General features: G+C 69.4%; 25 protein-coding genes. 14 read left to right on the top strand and 11 right to left on the bottom strand.

Annotation, left to right across the window (positions count from 1 at the left end; all coding sequences use genetic code 11):
- Positions 1–300: 300 nt before the first annotated feature.
- Positions 301–1128: an undecaprenyl-diphosphate phosphatase gene (locus KMW22_RS02210; protein ID WP_221088363.1), complete on the bottom strand. Its 828-nt coding sequence runs from the start codon at positions 1126–1128 to the stop codon at positions 301–303.
- 61 nt (positions 1129–1189) lie between these two features.
- Here KMW22_RS02210 and KMW22_RS02205 point away from each other — a divergent pair, with 61 nt between their 5' ends.
- The 8 genes from KMW22_RS02205 (at position 1190) to KMW22_RS02170 (ending at position 8666) form a co-directional block, all read left to right on the top strand.
- Positions 1190–1993, top strand: a complete 804-nt coding sequence (locus KMW22_RS02205) for an aminoglycoside phosphotransferase family protein (RefSeq protein WP_221088362.1) — start codon at positions 1190–1192, stop codon at positions 1991–1993.
- Between the two features lie 139 nt (positions 1994–2132).
- Positions 2133–2882, top strand: a complete 750-nt coding sequence (rpsB, locus tag KMW22_RS02200; protein WP_221088361.1) for a 30S ribosomal protein S2 — start codon at positions 2133–2135, stop codon at positions 2880–2882.
- Between the two features lie 106 nt (positions 2883–2988).
- The gene (tsf, locus tag KMW22_RS02195) at positions 2989–3783 is read left to right on the top strand and encodes a translation elongation factor Ts (RefSeq protein WP_221088360.1); all 795 of its coding nucleotides are present in this window, start codon (positions 2989–2991) and stop codon (positions 3781–3783) included.
- A gap of 122 nt (positions 3784–3905) precedes the next feature.
- Entirely contained in the window at positions 3906–4613 is a 708-nt protein-coding gene (gene pyrH / locus KMW22_RS02190) for a UMP kinase (RefSeq protein WP_221088359.1), read from the top strand.
- 157 nt (positions 4614–4770) lie between these two features.
- On the top strand, positions 4771–5322 hold the full coding sequence (frr, locus tag KMW22_RS02185; protein ID WP_221088358.1) for a ribosome recycling factor: 552 nt from the start codon (positions 4771–4773) through the stop codon (positions 5320–5322).
- 97 nt (positions 5323–5419) lie between these two features.
- Positions 5420–6250 carry a phosphatidate cytidylyltransferase gene (locus KMW22_RS02180; RefSeq protein ID WP_221088357.1) on the top strand — a complete coding sequence of 277 codons (831 nt, stop codon included), beginning with the start codon at positions 5420–5422 and terminating at the stop codon, positions 6248–6250.
- 113 nt (positions 6251–6363) lie between these two features.
- Positions 6364–7551 carry a 1-deoxy-D-xylulose-5-phosphate reductoisomerase gene (gene dxr, locus KMW22_RS02175; RefSeq protein WP_221088356.1) on the top strand — a complete coding sequence of 396 codons (1188 nt, stop codon included), beginning with the start codon at positions 6364–6366 and terminating at the stop codon, positions 7549–7551.
- Complete coding sequence (locus tag KMW22_RS02170) at positions 7548–8666, top strand: M50 family metallopeptidase (protein WP_221088355.1); 1119 nt, start codon at positions 7548–7550, stop codon at positions 8664–8666. Before dxr ends, KMW22_RS02170 begins: the two co-directional genes overlap by 4 nt.
- 45 nt (positions 8667–8711) lie before the next feature.
- Here KMW22_RS02170 and alr read toward each other — a convergent pair whose 3' ends face one another.
- Positions 8712–9812: an alanine racemase gene (gene alr / locus KMW22_RS02165; RefSeq protein WP_221088354.1), complete on the bottom strand. Its 1101-nt coding sequence runs from the start codon at positions 9810–9812 to the stop codon at positions 8712–8714.
- Between the two features lie 182 nt (positions 9813–9994).
- On the opposite strand from alr, the gene KMW22_RS02160 reads away from it, so the two are divergent.
- The 3 genes from KMW22_RS02160 to KMW22_RS02150 all read left to right on the top strand — a co-directional run bounded on the left by KMW22_RS02160 (position 9995) and on the right by KMW22_RS02150 (position 12881).
- A complete protein-coding gene (locus KMW22_RS02160) occupies positions 9995–11944 on the top strand; it encodes a hypothetical protein (protein WP_221088353.1) in 1950 nt (649 codons plus the stop codon).
- Between the two features lie 62 nt (positions 11945–12006).
- Entirely contained in the window at positions 12007–12426 is a 420-nt protein-coding gene (locus KMW22_RS02155) for a hypothetical protein (protein WP_221088352.1), read from the top strand.
- A gap of 95 nt (positions 12427–12521) precedes the next feature.
- Positions 12522–12881 carry a hypothetical protein gene (locus KMW22_RS02150; RefSeq protein ID WP_221088351.1) on the top strand — a complete coding sequence of 120 codons (360 nt, stop codon included), beginning with the start codon at positions 12522–12524 and terminating at the stop codon, positions 12879–12881.
- Positions 12882–12883: 2 nt separating this feature from the next.
- Here the strand turns inward: KMW22_RS02150 and KMW22_RS02145 are convergent, their stop codons facing one another.
- Together KMW22_RS02145 and KMW22_RS02140 are read right to left on the bottom strand one after the other, a co-directional pair.
- Positions 12884–13576, bottom strand: coding sequence for an ABC transporter ATP-binding protein (locus KMW22_RS02145; RefSeq protein ID WP_221088350.1), 693 nt, complete (start codon positions 13574–13576; stop codon positions 12884–12886).
- Positions 13577–13592: 16 nt separating this feature from the next.
- Positions 13593–14756: an ABC transporter permease gene (locus KMW22_RS02140; RefSeq protein ID WP_221088349.1), complete on the bottom strand. Its 1164-nt coding sequence runs from the start codon at positions 14754–14756 to the stop codon at positions 13593–13595.
- A gap of 168 nt (positions 14757–14924) precedes the next feature.
- Here KMW22_RS02140 and KMW22_RS02135 point away from each other — a divergent pair, with 168 nt between their 5' ends.
- Positions 14925–16184 carry a DUF4127 family protein gene (locus tag KMW22_RS02135; RefSeq protein ID WP_221088348.1) on the top strand — a complete coding sequence of 420 codons (1260 nt, stop codon included), beginning with the start codon at positions 14925–14927 and terminating at the stop codon, positions 16182–16184.
- Between the two features lie 254 nt (positions 16185–16438).
- On the opposite strand, the gene KMW22_RS02130 is transcribed toward KMW22_RS02135, so the two are convergent.
- From KMW22_RS02130 to proB, 3 genes are read right to left on the bottom strand one after another with little or no spacing between them, the layout of a single operon-like run.
- Positions 16439–17317, bottom strand: a complete 879-nt coding sequence (locus KMW22_RS02130; RefSeq protein WP_221088347.1) for a DMT family transporter — start codon at positions 17315–17317, stop codon at positions 16439–16441.
- Positions 17314–18057, bottom strand: a complete 744-nt coding sequence (locus tag KMW22_RS02125; protein ID WP_328774558.1) for a glucodextranase DOMON-like domain-containing protein — start codon at positions 18055–18057, stop codon at positions 17314–17316. The genes KMW22_RS02130 and KMW22_RS02125 overlap by 4 nt, the downstream gene beginning before the upstream one ends.
- A 19-nt stretch (positions 18058–18076) precedes the next feature.
- Positions 18077–19168 carry a glutamate 5-kinase gene (proB, locus tag KMW22_RS02120; RefSeq protein WP_221088346.1) on the bottom strand — a complete coding sequence of 364 codons (1092 nt, stop codon included), beginning with the start codon at positions 19166–19168 and terminating at the stop codon, positions 18077–18079.
- Between the two features lie 102 nt (positions 19169–19270).
- On the opposite strand from proB, the gene KMW22_RS02115 reads away from it, so the two are divergent.
- The gene (locus KMW22_RS02115; protein ID WP_221088345.1) at positions 19271–19978 is read left to right on the top strand and encodes a hypothetical protein; all 708 of its coding nucleotides are present in this window, start codon (positions 19271–19273) and stop codon (positions 19976–19978) included.
- A 106-nt stretch (positions 19979–20084) separates the two neighbouring features.
- Here KMW22_RS02115 and KMW22_RS02110 read toward each other — a convergent pair whose 3' ends face one another.
- Entirely contained in the window at positions 20085–20750 is a 666-nt protein-coding gene (locus KMW22_RS02110; protein ID WP_221088344.1) for a TetR/AcrR family transcriptional regulator, read from the bottom strand.
- A 134-nt stretch (positions 20751–20884) separates the two neighbouring features.
- On the opposite strand from KMW22_RS02110, the gene KMW22_RS02105 reads away from it, so the two are divergent.
- The gene (locus KMW22_RS02105) at positions 20885–21766 is read left to right on the top strand and encodes a bifunctional 5,10-methylenetetrahydrofolate dehydrogenase/5,10-methenyltetrahydrofolate cyclohydrolase (protein WP_221088343.1); all 882 of its coding nucleotides are present in this window, start codon (positions 20885–20887) and stop codon (positions 21764–21766) included.
- A gap of 101 nt (positions 21767–21867) precedes the next feature.
- On the opposite strand, the gene KMW22_RS02100 is transcribed toward KMW22_RS02105, so the two are convergent.
- The 3 genes from KMW22_RS02100 to KMW22_RS02090 form a co-directional block, all read right to left on the bottom strand.
- Entirely contained in the window at positions 21868–23190 is a 1323-nt protein-coding gene (locus tag KMW22_RS02100) for a glycosyltransferase family 2 protein (protein ID WP_328774573.1), read from the bottom strand.
- Positions 23191–23356: 166 nt separating this feature from the next.
- Positions 23357–24403, bottom strand: coding sequence for a homoserine O-acetyltransferase family protein (locus KMW22_RS02095; protein ID WP_221088341.1), 1047 nt, complete (start codon positions 24401–24403; stop codon positions 23357–23359).
- The gene (locus tag KMW22_RS02090) at positions 24400–25746 is read right to left on the bottom strand and encodes an O-acetylhomoserine aminocarboxypropyltransferase/cysteine synthase family protein (protein ID WP_221088340.1); all 1347 of its coding nucleotides are present in this window, start codon (positions 25744–25746) and stop codon (positions 24400–24402) included. The genes KMW22_RS02095 and KMW22_RS02090 overlap by 4 nt, the downstream gene beginning before the upstream one ends.
- Between the last annotated feature and the right edge of the window lie 34 nt (positions 25747–25780).

Genomic DNA, 25780 nt, shown 5'->3' with positions numbered 1-25780 from the left:
GGGGCATTCTGGCAGATGGGCTTAGGCGAGTCGGGGAGCAGACCAAGGACCGGGCAAAGTGTCCACACCCCAAACCCGGCAGCGAACTTCTTTGTTCCGCTGCCGAACACCGAAAGCGCAGCGGCGCAGGGGGCTCGCTCATTCCCTGCGCCGCCTGGGCAAGCCCGCCGGCTTGGGTTGTGGTGGGGCGCAGTGGTCTTGGGAGCGCCCTCAGAGCGGGTGGGCCTTCCGAGGATCAACACCCCCACGCCTCATCTCTGTCAACCCACTCGTTGAGCCCGAAAGCGGCCCCCTCTTTGCTCAGGCCAGATTGCCGTTGGTCATCACGCCTGTGGCGATCAGCACCAGAATCAAGGCGCCCACCACCACGCGGTAGACCGCGAAGCCCTTGAAGGTGTTGGTGGAGACGAACTTCAGCAGCCAGCCAATAGCAAGGTAGGCGGTGACGAAGCTGACCCCGGCGCCCAGCAGCACGTTGGCGAGGCCAATCTCACGGAAAATCAGTTCGCGCTCCTGAATCAGGTTCAGCAGGGCGGCGCCGCCCAGGGTGGGCACGCCCAGGTAAAAGCTGAACTTGGTGGCGGTGGCGCGGTCCAGGCCCAGCACCATGCCGCCCAGGATGGAACTGGCGCTGCGCGAGAACCCCGGCCACAGCAGCGCGAGGCACTGCAGCGCGCCGATCAGGAACGAGCGCTTCACGCCGATCTTTTCAATGGCGTCTACGTTCGGCGTCACCTTGCGGCTTTCGATGAGCCACATCAGCACGCCGCCCACGATCAGGGCCCAGGCCACCACGCTGGGGCGAAACAGGAACGCCTTGATGGCGTCGCCAAACAGCAGGCCCAGCACCACCGCCGGAATACACGCCACCAGTACCCCCAGCCACAGGGTGCGCTGGGTCGGGTCACTGCCCACATGCCGGATCTTCAGAAAGTCGCGCCAGTAGTACACCAGCACGCTCAGAATGGCGCCGCCCTGAATCACCACCTCAAAGGCGTCCTTGACCTCCTTGGTCCAGGGCACGCCCATCAGGTTGCCCGTCAGGATCAGGTGCCCGGTGGAACTGATGGGCAGGAATTCAGTGATTCCCTCGACGATCCCATACACAATGGCGTACAACCAGTCCATAAGGCGCCAGTGTACGGCCTGAAGCGGCAGTGGCGTCCGCCGGAAGGTGCAGACTGAGGGGATGAGGGCACAGACCTATATCCGACGTTGGGGTCTGGAACCGGACGGCGAGCCCTTTGCCACCCACAGCAGCGACCTGTGCCCGGTACGCTGGCAGGGCAGAAAAGCCATGCTGAAAGTGGCCAGGAGCGAGGAAGAGCGGCGCGGAAACCTCCTGATGGTGTGGCTAGGCGGCGTGGGCGCCGCGCAGGTGTACCGCCAGGGTAGGCGCGCGGTTGTGCTGGAACGGGTTGAAGGCGCACACGACCTGATGGCGATGGTAGCGGCAGGCCAAGACGATGACGCCAGCCGGATTCTGTGTCAGGCCGCCGCGCAGGTGCATCTCCCCCGCCCTGATCCGCCACGCCAACTTCTTCCTCTGGACTGGTGGTTTGAGGCCCTTTTTGACGCTTCCACGCAGAGCGATCTGTTCGCGCAGTGCTGGCGGGTGGCCCAGACCCTGCTGGCCTCGCCCCGGGACGTGCGCCCCCTGCATGGCGACCTGCATCACGGCAATGTCCTGCACAGCGCAGAACGCGGCTGGCTGGTGATCGATCCCAAGGGGTTGATTGGCGAGCGAACCTTTGATTTCGCCAACATGCTGTGCAACCCCTCGCTGGAGGTGGCAACGCAGCCCGGGCGACTGGCGCGGCAGGCGGGCGTGCTTGCCGCCGCTGCGGGGCTGGACCACGCCCGCCTGCTGGCCTGGGTGGCGGCCTACGCGGGCTTATCGGCGGCGTGGCATACGGAAGAAGATCAGACCGACATGGCCCGGCAGACACTGGAGGTCGCCCAGGAAGCCCTGCGCCTCTCCCCCGCGCTGTGAAATTGGTCTATACTCTCCGTTTGGGTGCCCCCGTGACCCTGCCTGTGCGCGCTCGAGCGTCGCGCCTGGGCCTGGCCCCTGAACGCGGGGCTGGCACGCGGACGGCAAACTTTTTCCCACTCAACGCTCAGGAGTTTCCATGTCGTACATCTCCATGAAGCAGCTGCTGGAAGCGGGCGTGCACTTCGGCCACGAAACCAAGCGCTGGAACCCCAAGTTCAAGCGTTTCATCTTCGCCGAGCGCAACGGCATTTTCATCATCGACCTGCAGAAAACCCTCAAGCAGGTGGACCGCTCCTTCGACTTCATCAAGGACCTCGCCGAGCGCGGCGGCGTCATCCTGTTCGTGGGCACCAAGAAGCAGGCCCAGGAAATCGTGGAACTGGAAGCCCGCCGCACCGGCATGCCCTTCGTGACCAGCCGCTGGCTGGGCGGCATGCTCACCAACTTCAAGACCATGCGCACCCGCATTGATCGCCTGAACGAACTCGACGATATGTTCGAGTCCGGCCGCGTCAATGACCGCCTGAAGGCCGAGCGCATCAAGCTGGCCGCCGAGCGCGAGCGCCTGCAGCGCTTCGTGGGCGGCATCCGCAAGATGAGCCGCCTGCCCGACGCGATCTTCGTGGTGGACCCCACCAAGGAAGTTATCGCCGTGCAGGAAGCCAACCGTCTGGGCATCCCCGTGATCGCCCTGGCTGACACGGACTCTGACCCGGATGTCATTGACTACATCGTGCCCGGCAACGACGACGCCATCCGTTCCATCCAGCTGATCACCCACCGCATCGGCGACCTGCTGGTCGAAGCGCGCGGCGGCGGCGAAGATGTGGGCGCGGCCGAGGGCGGCGCCGAGCAGACCGAAGACACCGAGAGCATCGAAGCCTAAACAGAGGCCGGAAGGGGGCTGCGTCCGGCGAAGGTGCTTTGCCCGGACCGCCCCTTTTTCAAGCCGCACCAAAGCCGCTTCACTTTCTTTCCCAGGAGGGATACCCATGCTGGAATCGATCAAGAAACTCCGTGAACTGACGGGCGCAGGCATGATGGACGTGAAAAAGGCCCTGGCCGACGCCGGCAACGACGAAGACAAGGCCATTGCCCTGCTGCGCGAGCGCGGCATTGCCAAGGCCGTGAAGAAGGGTGACCGCGAAGCCAAGGAAGGCATCGTGCGCTTCAAGGTGGACGGCAACCGCGCCGCCATCGTGGAAGTGAACAGCGAAACCGACTTCGTCGCCCGCAACAGCGACTTCCAGGCCGTGGTGGAGCAGCTGGCCCAGGCCGCGCTGGACGCCAAGACGAGCGACCTCGAAGAATTCAAGAACTTCAGCGTGAACGGCGAGACTGTCGCCACCCTGGTCGCCGCGACCGCCGGTAAGATCGGCGAGAACATCGTCCTGAACCGCGTGGCCTACCTGGAAGGCAGCACCGTGGCCGGCTACGTGCACAGCAACGGCAAGATTGGCGTGCTGGTGGACGTGGAAGGCGGCGACGACACCAAGGCCAAGGACGTGGCCCTGCACGTGGCCGCCGAGCGCCCGCAGTTCCTGACCCGCGACGAAGTGAACAGCAGCGACATCGAGAAAGAGCGCGAAATCCTCACGAACAAGGCGCTGAACGAGGGCAAGCCCCAGCAGATCGTCGAGAAGATCGTCGAGGGCCAGATCGGCAAGTTCTACTCCGAGAAGGTGCTGCCCGAGCAGGCCTTCGTGAAGGACAACAGCCTGACCGTTGCCAAGTACCTGGGCGACGCCAAGGTCAAGCGCTTCGTGCGCTTCGAGATCGGCGCGTAAATCTGAACAGGGCCCCTGAGAAGGGGCCTTTTTCCTGACGCGGCCTCTTTTTCTGTACGTTTCTCCGGCAGCCGCGTGTCCTGGCTGCCGGATTTCTGTTCACGCCCCCGAGCGAGGTACACATGTTCAAGCGCGTCTTACTCAAGCTGTCAGGCGAATTTCTGGCTGGCGAATCCGGTTTTGGCATCAGCCCTGAAACCACTGCGGCGCTGGCCCGGCGCATCACGGCGGCGCTGGACGGCACGGGGGTCGAGCTGGCCATCGTGATTGGCGGCGGCAACTTCTGGCGCGGCGAGCGCAACGGCAAGGGCATGGACCCGGCCACCGCCGATTACATCGGCATGCTGGGCACCGTCATGAACGCGATGGCCCTGCAAGACGCCATGGAAACGGCCGGCCGGCCCACGCGCGTGATGAGCGCCATTCAGATGGCGGCGGTGGCCGAGCCCTATATCCGCCGCCGCGCCATCCGGCACCTGGAAAAGGAGCGCGTGGTGATTTTTGGCGGCGGCAACGGCGCGCCCTTTTTCACCACCGACACCACCAGCACCCTGCGCGCGCTGGAAATTGGGGCCCAGGTGGTGCTGATGGCGAAAAACAAGGTGGACGGCGTGTACGACAGCGACCCGCGCAAGAACCCGGACGCCAAGTTCATTGCCCAGGCCACGCACCTGCAGGTGGTGGAGCAGCGCCTGGAAGTGATGGACGCCACCGCCCTGACCCTGTGCATGGACCGGGGCCTGCCCATCGTGGTGTTCGACCTGTTCCAGGAAGGCAACCTGCGCCGCCTGCTGCAGGGCGAGCGCGTGGGCACGCTGATTCAGAGTTAGGCAGCGGGGTGCGAGGAGCGGTGCGCGGGATGACAGGGGGGCTGGCTATCACGCTCACCTGCAAGGCAGCCACCATGCCTTTCACCGCGCCCCGCCTCCTGCCTGCCGCCTCCCCATCCTTTACACTGACCCCACTTCCCCGTAAGGAGACTTTCCCATGGCTGACATGAAATCCATCCAGGCCGACGCCCGCGAGAAGATGGGCAAGGCGATTGAAGCGCTGGAAAACAACCTCTCGGTGCTGCGCACGGGCCGCGCCAACCCCGGCATTCTGAAAAAGGTGCTGGTGGACTACTACGGCTCCACCATGCCCATTGATCAGGTCGCCAGCATCACCACCCCCGACGCCCGCACGCTGGTCATCACGCCCTGGGACCGGGGCGCGCTGAACCCCATTGAAAAGGCGATCCGCGACAGCGACCTGGGCCTGAACCCCAACAACAAGGGCGACACCATCTTTATCTCGCTGCCCATGCTGACCGAGGAGCGCCGCAAGGACCTGGTCAAGAACGCCAAGAACTACGCCGAGGACGCCCGCATTGCCATTCGCAACATCCGCAAGCACGCGCTGGATGAAGTGAAGAAGGTCGAGGGCATGGGCGACGACGACATCAAGCGCGGCGAGGGCGAGGTGCAGAAACTCACCGACGAGTTCGTGGCCAAGGTAGACACCACCTTCCAGAAGAAGGAGCAGGAAATCCTCGGGTGAAGGCGCTGCGCGCCGGTCGTGGGGGGTGGGTTGTGGGGGGTGGGGCCGTGCTCACCACCGACAACCCACAGCCCACATCCCTTCTGAGAGGGGCAGCATGGAGTCGCTGAGCAGCCGCATCCTCACCAGCGTGGTGGGGTTTGTCATTCTCAGCGTGGTCGTGTGGATCGGCTGGGGGGCGCTGCTGCCCGCCTTGATCGTGGTGGCGGTCATGGCGCTACGCGAGTACATCCGCATGCTGGACCGCAACGACATCGACGTGCGGCGCATGAGCCTGGGGGTCTTTGCCGCCGCGCTGCTGGTGGCCAGCCTGCCCATGTGGCCCGGAACGCCCTGGCCCGGGGGCTCGTGGCGCGAAGCAGTGCTGACGGTGGCGATTGGCTACTTTCTGGTGGTGGAGGTGATCCGCCCCGGCGAGCGGCCCCTGGAGCGCATTGTGTACTCCATTTTCGGGCTGCTGTACATCCCGTGGCTGCTGGGCTATTTCCTGCTGCTGCGCTACAGCCCGGATGGGCATGACGGCCTGCTGTACTTTGCCCTGCCGCTGCTGGCGACCTTCGCGGCGGATATCGGCGGGTACTTTGTGGGCCACTTTTTCGGGCGGCGCAAACTGGCCCCGGAAGTCAGCCCTGGCAAAACGGTGGAAGGCTCGATTGGGGGGCTGCTGTTCAGCTTCCTGATGGTGCTGGGCCTGACCACCCTCACCCACATCTGGACACCGTTCGAGGCGCTGCTCTATTCCATTCTGGTGGCCAGCGCCAGCCAATTGGGCGACCTCGCCGAGAGCCTGCTCAAGCGCGCGCTGAAAACCAAGGACAGCGGCACCAGCCTGCCCGGCCACGGCGGCTTTCTGGACCGGGTGGACAGCCTGCTGTTCGCCGTGCCCGCCACCTATCTGTTTCTGAACATCAGCGTGTTTACGCGGTAGGGCCGTGGGAGGGGAGCAGGAGAAGAGCGGGCGGCCTGCGGAGGTCGCCCGCTTGGCGTTTCCGGGGCCTTTGCCCACAGCTTTGGGGCGGGTCTTCCACTAGCATGGCCGCAATGACGCAGCTGGGGCAGGACAACCGCATCACCGTGCTGGGCAGCACCGGCAGTATCGGCACGCAGACACTGGACATCGCGCGGGAACGGGGCTACCGGGTGACCGCCCTGGCCGCCGGGAAGAACCTGGACCTGCTGGCCGAGCAGGTGCGCGAATTTGGCCCGGACGTGGTCAGCGTGGACGAGGCCGTGTATGCCCAGGCCCGCGAGCGCTTTGCCGGGCGGACGGTGGTGGCCGACCCCAGCGCGCTGGCGGTGCTGGAGACCGACGTGGTGGTGAACGCCATGAGCGGTCTGATTGGGCTGGCCCCCACCCGCGCCGCGCTGGAGGCCGGGCAAGCCGTGGCCCTGGCAACCAAGGAAGCGATGGTCACGGCCGCCCATCTGATGTGGGAGGCAGCGGCGAAAGGCGGCGGGCGCGTGGTGCCCATTGATTCGGAACACACCGGCGTGTTTCAGTGCCTGACCGGCGAACACATGGCCGATGTGGCCGAGGTGATTCTGACCGCCTCCGGCGGGCCCTTCCGCGAGGGCCCGGCTGACCTGAGCGGCGTGGGCCCCGAACAGGCCCTGAGGCACCCCTCCTGGCGCATGGGCCCGAAGGTCACCATTGACAGTGCCACGCTGATGAACAAGGGGCTGGAGGTGATGGAGTGCGCCAGCCTGTATGGCCTGCCGCTGTCTCAGGTGGGCGTGGTGATTCATCCCCAGAGCCTGATTCACGCGGCGGTGCGCTTTCGGGACGGCAGCCTGAAGGCGCAGTTTGGCCCCACCGACATGCGGCTGCCCATTGCGTATGCCATAGACGCCGCCCCCACCGGCATGACCCGCCCCGGCGACGTGCACGGCGCGCGGCGCGGGCGCGAAGTGGGCCCCCATCTGGGCTGGCCGATGCGCGGCGAGTGGACCTTCAGCGCACCGGACCAGGGGCGTTTTCCCTGCCTCGCGCTGGCCTACCGCGCGGGTGAAGCGGGGGGCCTGAGCCCTGTGGCCCTGAACGCCGCCGATGAGGTGGCCGTGGACGCCTTTCTGGCCGGGCAGATTGGCTTTCTCGATATTCCACGCCTGATCGAGCGGGTGCTGGACGAAACGCCGGCCGGCACCCTGACCTGGGCGGCCCTGGCCGACACCGATGGCTGGGCGCGGGCGCGGGCCCGGGAACTGTGCGCGGCGGGGGTGCGCGCGTGAATGTTCTGGAAGGCATTGCTGCCGCCCTGACCCCGCTGGGGCTGCTGTGGACGCTGCTGATTATCAGCGCCGCCACCTTTATTCACGAACTGGCGCACTACGCACTGGCCCGCTGGCAGGGCGTGGCCGTGCAGTCGTTCAGCATTGGTATGGGGCCGGTGCTCCTGCGCCGCCTCTGGCGCGGCACCGAGTGGCGGCTCTCGCTGCTGCCCATCGGCGGCTACGTGGAGATTGACGGCATGGCCCCGGAAGACGACGGCCAGGGCGGTCACCGCCAGCCCACCCGGGGCTTTGCGGCGCTGCCTGCCTGGGGCAAGGTGGCGGTGCTGCTGGCTGGGCCCCTGGTGAACCTGCTGCTGGCCGTGGCGCTAATGACGGTGAATTTCAGCGCCCAGGGCGTGCCGCAGCCAGACCGGGCCCGGATTGAAGAGGTGGTGGCCGGCTCGCGGGCCCAGGCGCTGGGCCTGCAGACGGGCGACGTGATCACCGCCATCAACGGCCGCGACATTCCCGATTCGGCCGAGGTGGGGGGCCGCCCCGTGGCCGGCTGGGAGGGGCTGCGCGAGGTGCTGACCCGGCCGGGCCCCCACACCTTCACCGTGGAGCGCGCCGGGCAGCCGCGCGAGGTGCGATTCGACTGGAGCCCGGTGCAGGGCGGCCAGCGGCAGCTGCTGGGCATCCGCTACGGCCCAGATGTGGCGCCGGTGGGCGTGGGCACGGCGTTCGTGCGCTCCTGGCAGGTCACAGCCGAGGCGGTGCCGCAGGTGTTGCGCTCCTTTGCGGGCCTGTTCCAGCGCTTCTTTACCCTGGACCTCTCACGCGACGAGAACGTGAGCGGACCCATCGGCACCGCCGAGATTGTCAGCCGGGCCGCCGCCGTCAGCCCCTGGGCGCTGCTTCAGGTGGCCATCCTGCTGAATCTCTCGCTGGCGTTTTTCAATCTGCTGCCCATTCCGGGTCTGGACGGCGGGCGCATTCTGCTGGTGCTGGTGGGCGCCCTGCGCGGCCGACCCCTCAGCTTTCAGCAGGAGCAGGCGATTAACCTCGCCGGCTTTGCCCTGGTCATGGCGCTGATGGTGTTTGTGGTGGTGCGGGACGTCACGCGGTTTTTTTAAGGGGATGTAGGTTGTGGGGAATGGGTTGTAGGAAACCCACACAACCTACACCCCACGGCCCACAACCCTCTCTACCCGTTCCCCCACCCCGGTCAGCACCTCGTATTCCACGGTGCCGCCCCAGGCCGCCACATCCGTCACCGTGACGCCTTGGCTGGTCCACAGGGTCACCCAGTCGCCCACCTGGACGTCCAGGCCTGTGACGTCCACCATCAGCTGGTCCATGCAGATGCGGCCCAGCACCGGGCGGCGCTCGCCGGCCACCAGCACCTGCGCCTGCCCGGTGGCATTGCGGGGATAGCCGTCGCCGTAGCCCAGACCCACGGTGGCGACCCAGGTGTCCTGCGCCGCGCGCCACAGGGCGCCGTAGCTGACCGTTTCGCCGGCCCGCGCCGTGTGCAGGTGCGTGATCCGGGCCTGCAAGGTCATCACCGGGGTCAGGGGCACAACACGGTGCAGGTGGGCGGGCGCAAAGCCGTAGGCAGCCAGCCCGGGGCGGGCCAAGGCCATGCCCGGCAGCGCCCCGAAGCTCAGGACCGCGCCCCCATTGGCGGCATGCACCAGCAGCGGCGCTGGCGTCTCGGGCAGGGCCGAGAGCACCCCCTGAAAGCGGCGCAGTTGCTCGTGGGCAAAGCGGGGGTCGGGCTCGTCGGCGGTGGCGAAGTGGGTGTACACGCCTTCTAGCAGGCCCCGCTCGGCCAGTCGGCGGCCCACGGCCACGGCGTCTTCGGGGCGGGCACCCAGGCGGTTCATGCCGGTGTCCACCTTCAGGTGCGCGCGGGCGTGGCTGGGCAGGGCCTCGGCTTCGGCCAGGGAAGCCACGGGCAGGCGCACGCCCAGGTCGGCCAGGGGGGCCACCTCCTGGGGCATGGGCGGGGTCAGCAGCACCACGGGCCGGCCCAGCCTCAGCGCGGCCAGTGCCGCTGCCTCCTGCGGGGTCGCCACCGCCAGGCCCCAGAGGTTCGGGTGGGGCGCAGCGAGGTGGGCCACCTCACTTAGCCCGTGCCCATACGCATTGGCCTTGACCGGCAGCAGCAGCGGTGCGCCGGCCCGGGCCGAGAGGGCGCGGAGGTTGGCCTGCAGCGCCTCGCCGCCCAGCAGGGCGCGGGCGCGGGCGGCCAGGAGGGGCGGGAGGGCAGGGCGCATCAGGGCTGAATGCTAAGGGCCTCGCCCCTCCTCTTTCAATGCTTCAGACAAGTGCCGAAGCGTTTTCATTCCCGGTCCGAGGCACGTTTTTCGCTGCTCGCTTTGCTTGGTTGAGCTGAAGATCGGCAGCGAAGGGACCTGAGCTGAGCGCCAGACGCCGGCGGTATGCTGGGCGGCAGCTCATGCCCACCCTGTTCTCTGCCCGCGCCCTGCCCGCCGCCCTGGTTCTTGCCGGGGCCCTGCTGCTCAGCCCCGCCGCCGCCGCCCAGACGGGCGGCATCCTGCCGCTGGTGTCGGTGGGGGAAAAATGGCCGCAGGCCCAGGAATCCTACGAAATCCGGGTTTCGCCCCAGAACGCCGGTCGGCCGCTGGGGCTGGAGGTGTACTCGCCGGGCTTTAACCTTGCCGACTACGTGGACGGCCGCCGGGGCGACGGGTACTTTGGCGACGAGCTGTACAAGAAAAACGAGCCCTTTGAAACCACCTTCACCCTGACCGGCCCCGGCGGCACCGTCACCGAGCGCCGCTACGGCCTGGGGCGCGAGCACACCTGGGAAGGCCTGTTCGCGGGCGGTCTGCCGGCGGGCACCTACACCCTGAAGGTCACCAGCAGGGGCGACGGCAAGAACTCGTTTGCCCTGCGGGTGGCCGCGCCCTTTGTGCTGGAAACCAGCGATTTCAGCGTGAACGCCCGCAGCACCGACGCCGAGCCGCTGCTGGCCGCCCGGCTGAACGTGACTGCCGACTGGGTGGGCAAGACCCTGAACCTGCTGAATTACGACGTGGACGGCCCCCAGGAAGCGGAACTGTGGGCAGTGCAGCCCGGTGGCGCCCGCGTGAACCTCACGCCCAGCGACAACGGCAAGACGGCCACCGACAGCTTCGCCATCACCCCGGCGCTGGTGGGCGAGTGGGGGATGTACATCCGGGTGCTGCCCACCACCAAGCAGTACAGCAACGCCATCCGTTACAGCTTCCGGTTGGGTGAACAGGCGGTGCGCGCCAGCGTGGGCGGGTTTACCCTGCCCGACACGGTGAAAATCGCCAACCAGCTGCTGGTGGAAGTGGTGGACCCCCAGGGCCGCCCCATTCCTGGGGCCTCGTACACCCTGGTGGGCGACACGGTGGTTCGCCCGGTGCTGCCGGCGGGGTATCTGCCGGTCAGTTCGGTGCTGGTCACTGGCACCGGCAACATGGTCTCCCCCACCGAAGTTCGCTACCAGCCGGGCTTTACCAAGGTGCGCTTTGTGGCCCGCGCGCCGGAAGGGCAGTTGCAGGTGGACGCGGTGGCGCTGTACGGCGGCCAGCGTCTTCCCCTCAGCGGCGTGCCGTTTGAGGTGGCGGGGCGCACGCTGACCACGCCGGCCACGGTGCCCCTGGCGCCCGGCGACTACCCGGTGACCCCCACGCCCATTCCCGGCAGCACGGTCACCCCGCCCCTGCCCGGCCGCGTGAGCGACGGCGCAGCGGGCCGCGTGACCATCGAGTACCGCGTGCGCACCGACCTCACGCTGGTCACGGCCCCGGACATCCTGAACGTGTGCGACGTGACGCAGCTGACCGCCCTGGCCAAGACGGACTTTCCCTACCGCCTGCCGGGCCGCCTGAACCTGACCCTGCCAACCGGCTGGACCAGCGATTACCCGCTGGAGGTGGCCGGTGAATTCAGCGCCGCGCAGCCGCTGCGCCTGAAGGTGCCAGTGCGCGTGTGCCGCACCGACACCGCCGAGGCCACGCTGGACCCGGCCGCCCTGCGCGTAACCGGGCAGGCGCGGGTGCGCAACCCCGGGGGCGCCAACGTGACCCGTACCGTGGAGGGCGGCGCGCGCGCCAGCCTGCAAAAGAGTGTGGAGGCCGCCGCGCAGGGCTATCAGGTGACCCTGGTGCTGACCGTGGACAGCACGCTGGAGAACGTGCGCCTGACCGACCCCCTGCCCACGGGCGGCGCGCAGCCGGCCGTGCGCGGGCCGCTGCAGGTGCAGGGCCCCAGCCTCGCCAACACCAATCCCCGCTTTGAGGGCGACGCGATTGTGCTGACGCGCGTGATTCCCGGCACCTACACCCTGACCTACACCCTGTTCACCGACCAGCCCGCCGACCGGGTGGTCACCCCGCCCGATCTGGTCTGGTGAACCGCCCGGCCTCCACCTAAATGTTCACGCCTTGCCAATGGTTCTCAGGTAGGCTGGAGGTCATGAAGCGGTTGTTGCCAGCCTTCCTGGGCCTGTGGCTCGCCGCCTGTGGTGTGCAGCCCAGCCCGCCGCAGGTGGGCGAGCTGCTGAATGCGCCCACAGCCCTGAACGTGAATGGCCAGATGGTGACGGTGGGCGCGGCCCCGGCGGCGGGCGCCGGGGGATTTGGCGTGCGCGTGCAGCTGAATTCGGCGCGCAGCCCCCTGCCGCCAGTGCGGCTGGACGGCGTCTTTGTGGTGGGCGGCGAGGGCCTGTGGAAAGCGCCCATTCGCGGCGCGGGCACCCAGGCGACGGTGTGGGGCCGCAACGTGGCCGGCCTGCAACCCGGCGAGCCGGTGCAGGTGGTCGTGCGCCTGCTGGACGACCGGGGCCGCGTGCTGTGGCTGCGCGGCGCCCAGACCCGCGTGGGTCAGGCCCCCTGAAGAGGGCGGGGAGGGCCATCTGGTCTGGTGGCGCTCTGGCGCTGTTCCTGTCCCTGTGCTCTGCCGCGCTGGCGCTGACACCCAGACAGGTGAACGTGGCCCTTGAACACCAGTTCAGGGCCCGGTTTGGCGGAGGAGACAGCGTGTGTGTTCATCAGGTATTGGAACGCACCCCGGCAGCCGTCAGTGTCTACGCTGCCTGCGCGAAGATTCAGGTAAGGGGCGGCGGGCTGACGTTCCAGGCGGGGGAAGTCGTGCCCTACCGGCTGGAGCTGAATGCCTCAGGTCAGTTGCTGCGCCTCCGGGCCCCTCGCGACGGCAGCCTGTATTCCGGCGACCTGCAGCGGCTTTTTTCCCCCAAAGTCCGGGCGCAGCTGACGCCCGCCCGGCGCCAATCATTGCTGCAGGCGCTCAACGACGCGGCGCAGGCCTCAGGCGCTCTGCGGCCCCGCTGACTTTACCCCGGGGTCACCGCGCCGTCGCGCACGTTCAGGTGGTGGTCGGCCTGGGCGGCGATGTCGCGGTCGTGGGTGATCAGGACCACGGTGCGCCCCTGCCCGGCCGCGCCGCGCAGCAGTTCCAGCACGCGCTCGCCGGTGCGGGTGTCCAGGTTGCCGGTGGGTTCGTCGGCCAGCAGAACGCCGGGGTTGCCCACCAGAGCGCGGGCAATCGCCACCCGCTGCGCTTCGCCGCCCGACAGCTGCCCGGGCAGGTGGCCCGCGCGGCGCTCCAGGCCCACCAGGGCCAGCAGTTCGCGCGCGCGCTCCCGGCGTTCGCGGGGCGGGCGCCCGGCCAGGGCCAGCGGGAACTCCACGTTCTCCTGCGCGCTCAGAATGCCCACAAGGTTGTGGTTCTGGAACACAAAGCCGTAGTGCGCCAGCCGGAAATCGGCGCGGGCGGCTTCGGGCAGGGCGGTGAGGTTGGTGCCGCCCACCTCCACATGCCCGGTGGTGGGGGTATCAAAGCCCGCCAGCAGGTTCAGCAGGGTGCTCTTGCCACTGCCCGAGGGGCCCACCACCGCTGTCAGGCCGGGGGCAAAGGCGTGGGTGAAGGGGGCCAGGGCCTGCACCTGCCCGTCGCCGCTGGGATACACGCGCGAGAGGTCCTGTACGCGCAGGGTCAGGGGGTGGGCAGAGGCAGGCACCGTCATCTGGGCTCCGCTCATCTCAGACCCGCCCCAGCGCTTCGGTGATGTTCAGGCGGCTGGCACTGCGCGCGGGCAGCAGGCCCGAGAGCAACCCCAGCAGGAAGGAAATGCCCAGCGCCAGCAGCGTCAGGCGTGGGGTCAGGGCCGCCGCGTCAATGCCCGCCAGCTGCTGCGTGTACAGGTTCACGACCACAATCCCCACCAGCCCCAGCAGCACCCCGAAGACCCCACCAGCCAGCGACAGCAGCAGCGATTCGGTGAGCACCAGCGCGCGCACAAAGGCCGGGCGGGCACCGATGGCGCGCAGGGTGGCAAATTCGCGGGTGCGCTCAAAGACGCCCATCATGACGGTGTTCGCTACCGCCAGCCCGCCCACGATCAGGGCGATCAGGGAAATGCCGAAGCGCACCGCGTCGCTGATGCGCAGGGCGCGCTCAATGAAGCTGAGGAAATCGGACTGGGTGGCGGCTTCGAGATCCAGCTTCTGGGCAATCTGGGTGGCCACGGCCCGGGCCTCGCGGGGGTTTTGCAACTTGACCGCCACCAGCGACACGCGGTCCTGGGCGCCCTCGGCCTGCTGCAGGGTGTCCAGCGGCAGGAAGATGAAGTTGTCCACCAGCCCCGATTCAGGGGCCAGCACGCCCACCACCTTCACGCTGGAGCGGCGGTTGAGATTCAGGCGACTACCCAGGTCCAGCCGCAGGTTCTGCGCGGCCTTGGCCCCCACCACCGCCGCGCCCCCGGCGTTGTCACTCGCCTGCAGGGTGCGGCCCCGGGCCACCGCCGCACTGGGAAACACGGCGGCAATACCCTGCCCCCCGGCGGGCAGGCCATACAGCACCGCGCTCTGGGTGGGGTCCAGGCTGCCGCGCACCGCCATGATGACCGGGGTGACGCTCTGAATGCCCAGTTCCGGCGCCAGGCGTTGCAGGTCAGCCACGGTGCTCTGCGGCAGGTTGGGGTGCAGCGACATGCCCTGCGACAGCGGGGTGAGGCTGACCTGAATATCCGGGCCAATCCCGCCCAGTTCCGAGACGAACACCTTGCGGATGCCCTCGCCCAGCGACAGAAAAATCACCATGCTGGCCACGGCCACCGTGATGCCCAGCGCCGTGAGCAGGGTCCGCACCCGGCGCCGGGTCAGGCCCCGCCACGCGAGTCTCCAGAGGTCAGCTGCCTTCATGGTCCTCAGGCTACGCTGCGCCGGGCGGGACATGGCGGCAGGGCCCGGAGAGGCGGCGCCGCCCCGGGCCCGCCTGACACCCGCCGCGCGGCACTCATGAACCCGCGCGGGCCGCACGCACACCCCAGCCGCAAGGCACGCTCATGGGGGCCCCGTAGGGTGGCAGCCATGCGCGCCCTGCTGCCCCTGGCCCTGCTGCTGTCCTTCGGGGCGGCCCACGCCCAGACCCTGCTGCCGCTGGATTCCCGCCCCGCCACCCGGGTGCTGCCCGCGCTGGTGGCGGGCCTACGCGGGGCGAACGTGCAGGTGCCGCCCGCCACGCTGCTGGGCACCGCCACCACCGGGGCCGACCCGGCAGCGCTGGGCGCGTGGCTGCAGGCCCAGCCGAACACCGGCCCGCTGATCGCCGCGCTGGACGCCCTGGCTTATGGCGGGCTGGTGCAGTCACGCACCAGTCCCCTGAGCGCCGAGGAGGCCCTGGCGCGGCTGGCGCCCCTGCGCACCTGGCAGGCGCGCACCGGGCAGCCGGTGTACGCCTTTATCACCCTGCCGCGCGAGCCGGACGCCACCAACCGCGCGCGCAATCTGGCGGTGGTGCGCGCGGTGATGGACTGGGCGCGCGAGGGCCACCTGAAGGAACTGCATGTGACCTGGGACGACGCCCTGCCCGGCAGCCCCGCCCCAGGCGAGGGGGCCGCCCTGGCCCAGGAGGCGCCGGGCAACGTGCGCGTCTACCCCGGCGCCGACGAGGTGCTGAGCATGCTGGCCGCCCGCGCCCTGGCCCCGGAAGCGGCCACCGTGCGCCTGGAATACAGCGACCCCAAAGCCGCGCAGGCCGTCATGAAGTACGAGGGCATTCCGCTGACCCAGAGCGCACTGAACCATGCCCAGGGCGCCGGGTTTACGGTGGTGGACGGCCGGGCCGACCTGACCCTGTACGTGTACAACGGCGGCGACCCGCGCCGGGCGGCCCTGCGGGTGAGCGCGCTGCTGCGCCAGGGGCCCGTGGCCGTGGCTGACGTGGCGCAGGTGAACCTGGGCAACACCCGGTTCTGGGGCGACCTGCGCACCCTGCGCCAGCACGCCAACCTGCGCGCCCTGGCCGCGTGGGGCACCCCGGGCAACAACCTGGGCTCGGCCCTGGCCCACGCCAAGCTCAGCCTGCGCGGCGCCGACCCCATTCGCCAGGACGCCCTGCTGGCGCGCGAATTCACCAACGACGTGATCTATTCCGCCCAGGTGCGCGCCCGGCTGCGGGCCCAGATTCCCGAAGCGCAACTGAACACCCCCGAAGGGCAGGCCGCGCTGAAGCAGGCCGCCGAGGGCTTTTTTCCGCTGCGCGTGGGCAACACCTATACCCTGGACGACGCCGAACTGCCCTGGGGCCGCTCGTTCGAATGGAATTTCACCCTGGAAGAGAAGAAGTAGGAAGAGGGGCGCGAGATGTTCAACTGTTCTTAGAGAAACGAAGTGGAGCGGCACCCTTTTGCTTCCGGCACCGATCTCTATTTCCATCCTCCCGGAGGAAAAATCCGTTTCCGCTGCGGAGTGAGGTGCAGCGGCCTGCCCGTCTGAGCACTTCAAGCAGACGGGAGCTGGCCGGACATCCCACGCTCCCGCCCAGGCGAAGCTGTCCCCAGAAACCAGAGCCCAGGCAGAACCCGCGCTCTGCCCATCCCCTCTTACTCGGCCTGCGGATGGGCTTCTTCGGGGCTGAAGCTTAAGAGAAGCGCGGCGCCGATGACCAATGCGGCGCCCAGCAGGGCCAGGGCGGCCAGCCGCTCGTCAAACAGTGCGGCGGCCAGGGCGGCGGCCACCACCGGTTCCAGGCTGGCAATCACGCTGGCGCGGGTGGCGCTCAGGCGCCGCAGGCCCGCGCTGTAGGCCAGATACGCCAGATAGGTGGACAGGACGGCAATGGCCCCCAGACTGCCCCACACCGGCGGCGTCTTGGCCGTAAAGGTCACGAAGGGCAGCAGGGCCAGCGCGCCCACGGGCAGGGCCACCGCCAGCAGCGCCGCTGGGTCGTAGCGGGTAAAAAACGCCTTGCCGTACAGGTAATAGAGGCTGTAGGTGAATCCTGCAGTCAAGCCCCAGCCCAGCGCCGGCCCGCTGACCGTGATCCCCTGCCCCCCACCCAGACTGATCAGGGCAATGCCGCCCAGGGTGCCCGCAATCGCCAGCCCTTCGCGCAGGCCCAGGCGCTCGCGCAGCAGCCCCCAGCCCAGCAGCGCCACGAAGGCGGGCGCGGTGTACAGCAGCACACTGGCGAGGCTCGCGCCCCCAGCCTGCACCGCCAGCTGGTAGGCGCCGTAAAAGACCGCCACCCCCACCACCCCAAAGGCCGCCGTCACCAGCAGATCGCGCCCGCGTGGCCAACGGGCGCGTGTGAAGGCCGCGTGCGCCGTAAACAGCCCCCCGGCCAGCACCGCCCGCCAGAAAGCCACCTCCAGCGGCCCCAGGCCGCCCGACTGCGCTTGCTTGCCCAGAATCCCCAGCAGGCCCCACAGCACCGCCGCCGCCAGAATCAGCAGCGGCGCGCCAAGGGCGGGGCGGATCATGGCCGCCCGGCCAGCCGGCGCCACACGATCACAGTGGCCACCACCGTCAGCAGCAGGCCGCCCACCCCCAGGGCAATCAGGGTCAGGCTCACCCAGTCGCGCGTTTCGCCCACCGGGGCCAGGGTCAGGGCGCTGTACACCTGCGTGTCCCCGGCCGGGGCCAGCACGTCCACCGGCGTGGGGGCGTCGGCGCGCCCGGCCTGCAGCAGCGTGGGCCCGGTCTGGGTCACCGGTCGCAGCACCCCGGTGGCCGAAAGCGGCGTATACACACTGTTGGTCACCCAGTAGCCGTAGGTGCCGGGCGGCACCGCCGCGTCAATGATCAGGCTGGTGCCGGACACCTGCACCTGCGGCGTGGGCAGACGGGTCAGCGCGCCCTGGCTGTCAGCCCGCACCAGAGAGGCCCCACCCCCCGAAACCCGCAGGTGGTAGGCCCAGCCGCCCTGGCCGCGTACCCGCAAGCCCGTGTCGGCCAGCGCCTGCTGGCCCCCCAGGGGCCCTTTCACAAAAATGTCGGTCACGCCCGCGCTGTGGCCCGAGGGGGCATTCCACGGATTGCCCATAGCCGAGAAGCTGACGGTCAGGCGCATGCCCTCGCCCTGCGGCTGGGCCGAAAAGGCGCGCAGGTCCAGCATGTCCGGGGTGATGGCGGGGCGGGTGGGCAGCACGTATCCGCCGTCGCCGCGCGCGTCGCCAGCAGGGTCGGACAGGGTTATGGTCGAGGCGAGCAGGGCCAGCACGCCCGGCAGTATAGGCGCGCTACAGGCGCACCAGATCGTCGCGGTGCACCGCTTCGGGGCCGTGGGAGTAGCCCAGCACCGCCTCGATATCGCGCGAGTGCCGCCCCGCAAGGCGGGTCAGGTCCCCTGAGGCGTAGCGGGCCAGCCCCCGGGCGAGGTCGGCACCGTCCGGGCCCAGCAGGCGCACCGTGTGGCCGCGCTCAAAGCGGCCCTCCACCGCCGTGATGCCGGCGGGCAACAGGCTCGCGCCCCGCTCGCGCACGGCCTGCGCGGCGCCCGCGTCCAGGTGCAGGCTGCCGGCGGCCACCTCGGCCAGAATCCAGCGCCCGCGGGCCTCCAGGCGCGAGCCGTGCGCCTGAAAGCGGGTGCCCAGCGCCTCGCCCGCCACGATGCGTGCCAGGGCGTCGGGGGCGTCGCCGGGCGCAATCACCACCGGGGTGCCCGCGCGGGTGGCAATCTCGGCGGCCTGAATCTTGGTGTGCATGCCGCCCGTGCCCCGGTGTGAGCCCGCGCCGCCCGCCAGCGCCCAGATGTCCGGCGTCACCCGCTCCACCACCGGAATCAGGGTGGCGTGCGGATCAAGGCGGGGATCGGCAGTGTACAGGCCCGGGGCGTCGGTCAGGATCACCAGCAGGTCGGCCTCCACGAGGTTGGCCACAAAGGCCGACAGGGTGTCGTTGTCGCCCACCTTCAGCTGTTCCAGGGCCACGGCGTCGTTCTCGTTGATGATGGGCAGCACCCCGCGCGCCAGGCAGCCGGTCAGGGTGGTGCGGGCATTCAGGTAGCGGGTGCGGCTGCGGAAATCGTCGGCGGTCAGCAGCACCTGAGCCACGCTGAGGCCATACAGGTCGGCCAGCTGCGCGTACAGGTGCATCAGGCGGCCCTGGCCCACGGCGGCCAGCAGCTGCTTTTCGGCCAGGGTGCGGGTTCTGGGCGGAAAATTCAGCGCCTCCCAGCCGGCCAGCACGGCGCCGCTGGTGACCAGCACGGCCTCATGCCCCGCCAGCCGCACGGCAGCCAGTCCCCGCATCAGGTCTACCAGCCGGGGGCGGTGCAGGCGGTCGGTGCCGGCCGTCAGGACACTTGTGCCCAGTTTCAGAACAACGCGCACGTGCGCCAGCATACGCGGCTGGCCCGCACCGGCCAGCCCCGCTGTGCAGATGCCGGATTTCCGGCACCCCTCACCGACCGGCTGCGGCAGAATGAGAACAGGATGATTAGCGGTTCAAGACACCACGTGGGCCAGCGCGCCCCCTGGCCGGTGCGCGTGCTGGCGGCGGCCCTGCTGGGGGCGCTGTTGGGCGGCCCCGGGGCCGGCGCGCAGGCACAACCGGCCCTGGGGCCAGAGCGGGCGCTGCAGGCCTTCATGCAGACCTTCGCGCCTGTGCCTGGGGAACAGTCGCTGCTGGCCCTGGCCCGCCGTGAAGGGCTGGACTGGACCGCCACCCGCAATCTCTTTTCCACCCGACTGAGCGACGAGGCCGCGTTTTTTCTGGACTGGCGTGGGCACAGCGTGACACCCGAGGGCAGCGTGTTCACCACCGTGCGGGCCGCCACGTACCTGCGCGGCCAGGAGGCGCTGCTGGTGCTGAGCCGCCAGTGGTGCGTGCAGGGGCAGTGCCAGGAGCGCAGCGCCTTCGCGTGGCTGGGGCCGGGCGGCCTGCGCTCTGCCACCGAACAGGCGCTGATCCCCCTGATCCGGGACGCGGCTTTTTTTCCAGGCAGCGTGCCCCCCTGCCTGCGCGGGGTGACGCTGGGGGTGTCCTACCTGCCCGCCCGTCAGGGCGCCGCGCTGTACGCCCTGCCGCTGCTGCCCCCCCAGGCGGCGCGCGCCTGTGCGGCGGCCGGGGTGAACCTGAATGCGGTTACCCGGCCCCTGCGCCTGAACTGGCAGGCGGGGGCCGGGAAGTTTGGCTGGTAGAGGTGGGGGTCAAGAGAACTGGCGCGTGGGTTTCCCCTGCGCGCCAGTTCTCTTGGTTGATACCGAGGTTGTAACCGATTCCAGCGGCGGCCGAAAGGAGCGGGCGTCAGCTGGCGGTGGCGGCCAGGGGCTCAGCCGGGGTCAGCTGCCCCAGGATGGCGCGCAGGGCCAGCTCGAATTCGCCGTACAGGTCGGTGTCCTGGGGCGAGCGCAGCTGAGCGGTCACCGGGTCGGTGCCGGGCAAAGACTCGCTGAGCTGCTGCCAGCCGATGGTCATGGCGTACAGGTGGCGCAGCACGCGCATGGCGGTCTCTGCGTCGTAGGGCATGTGGCCCACCAGACGGCGCAGTTGCAGGTCCAGGTCGCGGCGGAATTCCAGGGCCAGCTCGGGGCGCACGTTGCGCTCCAGCACCGTGCCCAGCAGCACCAGCAGGCGGCGCAGCGGGGTCAGGTGCTCGGCGTGGTGCAGCAGCACCGCCGCCACCTGCTCGGCCGTGCGCGGCTGGCGCTCGGTAAACAGCTCGGCGGTGGCCTCGATCCAGCGGTGCAGGTGCTCACTCAGCAGCGCCAGGAACAGTTCTTCCTTGGTGTCGAAATACAGGTACAGGGTGCCCTTGGCCAGGCCGGCTTCGCGCGCGACCTGATTCATGCTCAGTTCGGCGTAGCTGGTGGTGGTCCACAGGCGCTCGGCGGCGCGCAGAATATCGTCGCGGCGTTGGTGTTTTTCTTCGGCGCTGCGGGCGCGGGCGGGACGGGCAGAAGTGCTTGACATCGAACAAAACCATAGTGGCCGGTGGTCAGTTCCGCTGTGAACCAGTTCACGCTATCCCCAGGGGGGGGATTCCTGACAGGTGCGCCCCTCTGGCGCGGGCCCCGGGGTACACTCCTGCCTGAACGGACGCCCCCATGCCCAGACCTGACCCTGCCCAGCTCCCTGCCGCCCCCCACTCCCTGGCCGGAAAGGCCCTGGCCGACGAGGTCACCGCTGGCGTGCGCGCCGCGCTGCGGGCCTGGGAGTTCCAGCCGCATCTGGTGAGTGTGCTGGCGTCCGGCGACCCGGCGTCGCGGGTGTACGTGGACAGCAAGGCCCGGCGGGCCCAGCGTCTGGGTGTGCGCTTCAGCGTGCGCGACCTGGGCGAGGCCCCCACCCAGGCCGCGCTGCACGACACGCTGGATGACCTGTCGGCCGATGGAGACGTGCACGGCATCGTGCTGGAATTGCCCCTGGCCCCGGGCCTGGACGCCGACGCCGCCCTGCTGCGCCTGACCGCCCGCAAGGACATTGAGGGCCTGAGCCCCGCCAACCTCGCCCTGATCGCCGCCGGGCGCGAGAGCGAGGCGCTGCTGCCCCCCACACCGCGTTCAGTGCGCTTTCTGCTGCGCTCGGCCCTGGGCGACGACCTGCGCGGGCGCCGGGTGGCGGTGATTGGCCCGGGGCGCACGGTGGGCCGGCCCCTCACCTTCATGCTGAACAACCGGGGCGTAACGGTGACGCTGTGCAACGAACACACGCGCAATCTGGGCACGGTGCTAACCCCTCAGGACGCCGTGGTGGTGGCCGTGGGCCGCGCGGGGCTGCTGCGCGCCGAGCACGTGCAGCCGCATCATGTGGTCATTGACGCGGGCATCAACGTGCAGCCTGACGGCGTGGTGGGCGACGCCCAGGCCAATCTGCCCGTGCAGGCCCAGACACCGGTGCCCGGCGGCGTGGGCCCTCTGACCAGCGCCCTGATGTACCAGAATCTGGTGCGCGCCGTGAAGCTGCAGCGCGGCGAGCCGGTGGAGTAGGGGCTCAGCGGGGTTGAGCGGGCGCTGAACGGGGTTTACGCCCTCGCGTTACAACAAACAGGCGCGCCCGGTCAAAGGCGCGCGCTCTTTTCTTCCCTGACTCAGCGGAAGGACAGGTCTGGGTCCTGGGCAGCGTAGGCCGCCTGGGCCGTGTCTTCGGGGGCTTCAGGCTCGCTGTCGTCGTGGCGCACGCTCTTGTACCAGCCCCGGCGCCCGGTGAAGTGGTTGAAGTAGGCCAGCGGCAGGCTGGTGAGCAGCACGAAGGAATACACCGGCAAGCCCAGCAGAATCACCGGCACCATGATCCAGGGCAGGCGGCGCTCCAGGCAGTAGCGCGCGGCCCAGTTCAGCTGGAACAGCAGCGGCAGCACGCTTAGGACCAGACCAGCGGCTGGAGACAGCGGCAGGCCCTCCCAGCCGAACACGCGGCGCAGGCCCTGGCTGGCAATGCTCAGGATCAGCAGGGCGTTCAGCCACGGGCCCAGAATGAAGTAGCTGAAATCCAGCCGGGTCAGCAGCGGCCCGGGGCGGCGCCACAGCCGGGGCAGGTAGGCCAGGCATTCCATGGCCCCCTGCGTCCAGCGCACCCGCTGACGGATAAACCCGGGCACCTCAATCAGGCCCTGCTGGCTAACGTGCGCGGTCAGGGCGGCCACGCGGTGCGCAGGGTCGTGCAGGCGGATCTCCACGGCGCTGGCAAAGTCTTCGAGCAGCACTTCGGGCCAGGGGTCCACGCCACGGGCCAGCTGGTCGGCCACGTAGCTCACGCGCATGCACTGGCCGTTGCCGGTGAGCGAGGCGGTGCCGCCCCGGTGCCGGTAGCGCTGGATGTGGCCGGTAATAAACGCTTCGATGTCCTGCTGGAGCAGCAGGGTGCGCCCCAGCGCGCCGCGCAGGCCCGCTGGGGCGCCGGTCTGTCGAAAGCGCATCCAGCCCTGGGCGGCCATCACGTGGGGATCGGCAAAGGCGCCGCGCACCTGGCGGGGAAAGTCGGGGCCCACCCGGCCGTCGGCGTCCAGCACCACGATGACGTCGTCCTGGGCCTCCGGGAAAAAGCCCCCCTGGACCAGATGGCGCACCGCCCAGTTCATGGCGCGGCCCTTGTTCTGGCGCGCCTCGGGGGGCTGGCGGCGCAGCAGGGTCACCAGGGGGTCGCGCGCCGCCACCCGGGCCACAATATCGGCCGTGTCGTCGTCGCTGGCGTCGTCAATGACCACCAGCCGGGCGCCAGGGACCGTGGCGCGCAGGTTGGCCAGCGTCGCGCCGATCACCTGCGCCTCATTCAGCGCCGGAATCAGGAAGGTCAGGCGCACGCCGTCTTCGCGCTCCGGTGGCCGCAGACGACGCTGCACGGCACTCAGCAGTTGCTGGGTCGCGTACAGGGTAAACAGGAGCAGGCCAATGAGGTCAATGGCGATCAGCACGTATCTCAAGGGTCACCTCGGGCGCGGGCAGCCAGGGGCCGCCGCTGCAACCCTGCTACTATGCCCGGTTCGCCCTGAGAACGCCAGCGGGAACATGAGAGGGCCCCCCATTGGCCAGGGGGGCAAGCGTGAGGGTGGCGTCTGTGGGGCACCCCTGCGCCCCCGGTCAGGCCGAGGGCAATGCCGCCCCCCCGCCCAGAAACGCCCCCACCTGCCCCGGCAGGCCGCCGGGGTCCATCAGAAAGGCGTCGTGGCCGTGTACGCTGTCCAGCTGCCAGTAGGTGCCGTGTGGCAGTTGCCGGGCGTAGGCCTCGACCTCGGCGGCCGGGTACAGCTGGTCACTGGCAATCCCCACCACCAGCACTGGCGCCTGGATGGTGCGCAGTTCGGCGTCTGTGGGCTGAAAGGCGTCCATCGCCCCGGTGAGGGCCAGATACGTGCGCTCGCAGAAGCGGGCCTGCAACTTCTCGCCCTGGTGGTGCAGGTACGAGGTGATGGCGGGCACCCCTGGGGCACGCAGGCCGCTCTGGGTCTGGGCGAAGCTGTCCGGGCTGCGGTAGGAGAGCATGGCCACCATGCGCGCCACCTTCAGGCCCTCGCCGCCGGGCGCGGCGCGGATGGCCCCGCGCGCGGCGGTGTTTAAGCCAATGGCCCAGGGCGAGTGCCGCGCGGGCGCGCCGATGATGACCGCGCGCTCCACCAGATCGGGGCATTCCAGCAGCCACGCGTAGGCCAGCATGCCGCCCATGCTGGCCCCCACCACCCGCACCCGGCGCACGCCCAGGTGTTCCAGCAGGGCCCGCCCGGCCCGCGCCATGTCGCGCAGGGTCAGCGGCGCGTCGGTCCCGCGCAGGGTGGGCAGTTCACCGGGGCTGCTGCTGCCCGCGCAGCCGCCCAGTACGTTGGCACAGACAATGTAGTCACGCGTGGGGTCCAGGGGCTTGCCCTCGCCCAGAAAATCCGGCCACCATTCATGCACGGCGCTGGTGCCGGTCAGGGCGTGCAGCACCAACGTGGCCTCTTCACGCGCCTCGCCGTAGGTGTGATAGGCCACGCGCACGTCGCTCACGGGCAGGCCGCAGTCCAGCAGCAGCGGGGCGTCCCGGAACAGGCGCGCGGTCTGGCGCCGGGGGGCCGGGGAACATCGCTCGGGGCTGTCCTCTGGGGCCAGGGGCGGGGGGATCAGGGGGGCGGGGCGAGGCAGGGCGGTCACGCCTCCTCTCCGGGGGCGGCCTCCAGGGCGTCGCCCTCGACCAGCGCGGCGGCCAGCGCCTGGGCAAAGTCCTCGCGCAGGTCGTCAATGTGCTCAATGCCCACCGACACGCGCACCAGCCCCGGCGTGACCCCGGCAGCGTGCTGCGCGGCCTCGTCCAGCTGGCTGTGGGTGGTACTGGCCGGGTGAATGACCAGGGTGCGGGTGTCGCCCACATTCGCCACATGCTGGGCCAGGGCCACCGAACGGATAAATGCCTCGCCGGCCGCGCGCCCGCCGCGCAGTTCGAAGGTGAGCACCGCCCCGGCGCCGCGCGGCAGGTAGTGCTGGGCGCGGTCATAGTGGGGGTGGTTGCTCAGGCCGGGGTAAGTGACGCGGGCCACGTCGGGGTGGGCGGCCAGCCAGCCAGCCAGCGCCTGGGCATTCTGGGCGTGGCGCTCGGCGCGCAAGCTCAGGGTTTCCAGGCCCTGCAGGAACTGCCACGCCTGCTGCGGGGCCAGGGTGGGCCCCAGGTCGCGCAGACCCTCGGTGCGGGCGCGGATCACAAAGGCCACGTTGGGCAGCCCCAGCGCGTTGCCCTCGCCAAAGGTTTCCCAGAAGTTCAGGCCGTGGTAGCTGGGGCTCGGCTCGGTGAAAAGGAGATAGCGGCCATTGCCCCAGTCAAAGTTGCCGCCGTCCACGATCACGCCGCCGATGCCGTTGCCATGCCCGCCGATCCACTTGCTGGCCGAGTGCAGCACCACGTTCGCGCCGTGCTTCAGCGGCTGGCAGAAGTAACCGCCGGCGCCAAAGGTGTTGTCCACGACCACCGCCACGCCCTGTGCGTGGGCGGCGGCGGCAATCGCCTCGAAATCAGGCACGTTCAGCGCGGGGTTGCCGATGGTTTCCAGGTAGACCGCGCGGGTGCGCTCGTCAATCAGGGCGGCAAACTCTTCCGGGCGCTCCTCGCGGCTGGTAAAGCGCACCTCAATGCCCAGCCGTTTCAGGGTCACGCGGAATTGGTTGATGGTGCCGCCGTACAGGTTGGGCGTGGAGACAATGTTGTCCCCAGCCTGGGCAAGGTTGGTGATCGCCAGAAACTGCGCGGCGTGTCCGCTGGCCACCGCCAGGGCGCCTACCCCGCCTTCGAGCGCCGCGATCCGTTCCTCGAACACCGCGTTGGTGGGGTTCTGAATGCGGCTGTAAATGTTGCCAAAGGCCCGCAGGCCGAACAGGTCGGCGGCGTGCTCCGGGGAAGGAAACACGTAGCTGTTGGTGGGGTAAATAGGCACCTGCTGCGCGCCCGTGGTGGGATCGGGTTTCTGGCCCGCGTGAACCTGCAACGTTTCGAATCGGTGCGCCATGACAAACGCCTCCTCAGGGAGTGGTGGGGATGGA

Origin of the sequence: Deinococcus aquaedulcis (genome assembly GCF_019693445.1) — a bacterium.
GTDB classification, from domain to species: Bacteria; Deinococcota; Deinococci; order Deinococcales; family Deinococcaceae; genus Deinococcus; species Deinococcus aquaedulcis.
The sequence above is the reverse complement of the archived record's forward strand: the minus strand, read 5'-3'. Positions and strand labels throughout refer to the sequence as shown.

What these genes read in the sequence shown, in the direction of transcription:
- KMW22_RS02210 (WP_221088363.1), bottom strand. Translation starts at nt 1,128, where the DNA reads ATGGACTGGTTGTACGCCATTGTGTATGGGATCGTCGAGGGAATCACT.
- KMW22_RS02205 (WP_221088362.1), top strand. Translation starts at nt 1,190, where the DNA reads ATGAGGGCACAGACCTATATCCGACGTTGGGGTCTGGAACCGGACGGC.
- rpsB (WP_221088361.1), top strand. Translation starts at nt 2,133, where the DNA reads ATGTCGTACATCTCCATGAAGCAGCTGCTGGAAGCGGGCGTGCACTTC.
- tsf (WP_221088360.1), top strand. Translation starts at nt 2,989, where the DNA reads ATGCTGGAATCGATCAAGAAACTCCGTGAACTGACGGGCGCAGGCATG.
- pyrH (WP_221088359.1), top strand. Translation starts at nt 3,906, where the DNA reads ATGTTCAAGCGCGTCTTACTCAAGCTGTCAGGCGAATTTCTGGCTGGC.
- frr (WP_221088358.1), top strand. Translation starts at nt 4,771, where the DNA reads ATGGCTGACATGAAATCCATCCAGGCCGACGCCCGCGAGAAGATGGGC.
- KMW22_RS02180 (WP_221088357.1), top strand. Translation starts at nt 5,420, where the DNA reads ATGGAGTCGCTGAGCAGCCGCATCCTCACCAGCGTGGTGGGGTTTGTC.
- dxr (WP_221088356.1), top strand. Translation starts at nt 6,364, where the DNA reads ATGACGCAGCTGGGGCAGGACAACCGCATCACCGTGCTGGGCAGCACC.
- alr (WP_221088354.1), bottom strand. Translation starts at nt 9,812, where the DNA reads ATGCGCCCTGCCCTCCCGCCCCTCCTGGCCGCCCGCGCCCGCGCCCTG.
- KMW22_RS02160 (WP_221088353.1), top strand. Translation starts at nt 9,995, where the DNA reads ATGCCCACCCTGTTCTCTGCCCGCGCCCTGCCCGCCGCCCTGGTTCTT.
- KMW22_RS02155 (WP_221088352.1), top strand. Translation starts at nt 12,007, where the DNA reads ATGAAGCGGTTGTTGCCAGCCTTCCTGGGCCTGTGGCTCGCCGCCTGT.
- KMW22_RS02145 (WP_221088350.1), bottom strand. Translation starts at nt 13,576, where the DNA reads ATGACGGTGCCTGCCTCTGCCCACCCCCTGACCCTGCGCGTACAGGAC.
- KMW22_RS02140 (WP_221088349.1), bottom strand. Translation starts at nt 14,756, where the DNA reads ATGAAGGCAGCTGACCTCTGGAGACTCGCGTGGCGGGGCCTGACCCGG.
- KMW22_RS02135 (WP_221088348.1), top strand. Translation starts at nt 14,925, where the DNA reads ATGCGCGCCCTGCTGCCCCTGGCCCTGCTGCTGTCCTTCGGGGCGGCC.
- KMW22_RS02130 (WP_221088347.1), bottom strand. Translation starts at nt 17,317, where the DNA reads ATGATCCGCCCCGCCCTTGGCGCGCCGCTGCTGATTCTGGCGGCGGCG.
- KMW22_RS02115 (WP_221088345.1), top strand. Translation starts at nt 19,271, where the DNA reads ATGATTAGCGGTTCAAGACACCACGTGGGCCAGCGCGCCCCCTGGCCG.
- KMW22_RS02110 (WP_221088344.1), bottom strand. Translation starts at nt 20,750, where the DNA reads ATGTCAAGCACTTCTGCCCGTCCCGCCCGCGCCCGCAGCGCCGAAGAA.
- KMW22_RS02105 (WP_221088343.1), top strand. Translation starts at nt 20,885, where the DNA reads ATGCCCAGACCTGACCCTGCCCAGCTCCCTGCCGCCCCCCACTCCCTG.
- KMW22_RS02090 (WP_221088340.1), bottom strand. Translation starts at nt 25,746, where the DNA reads ATGGCGCACCGATTCGAAACGTTGCAGGTTCACGCGGGCCAGAAACCC.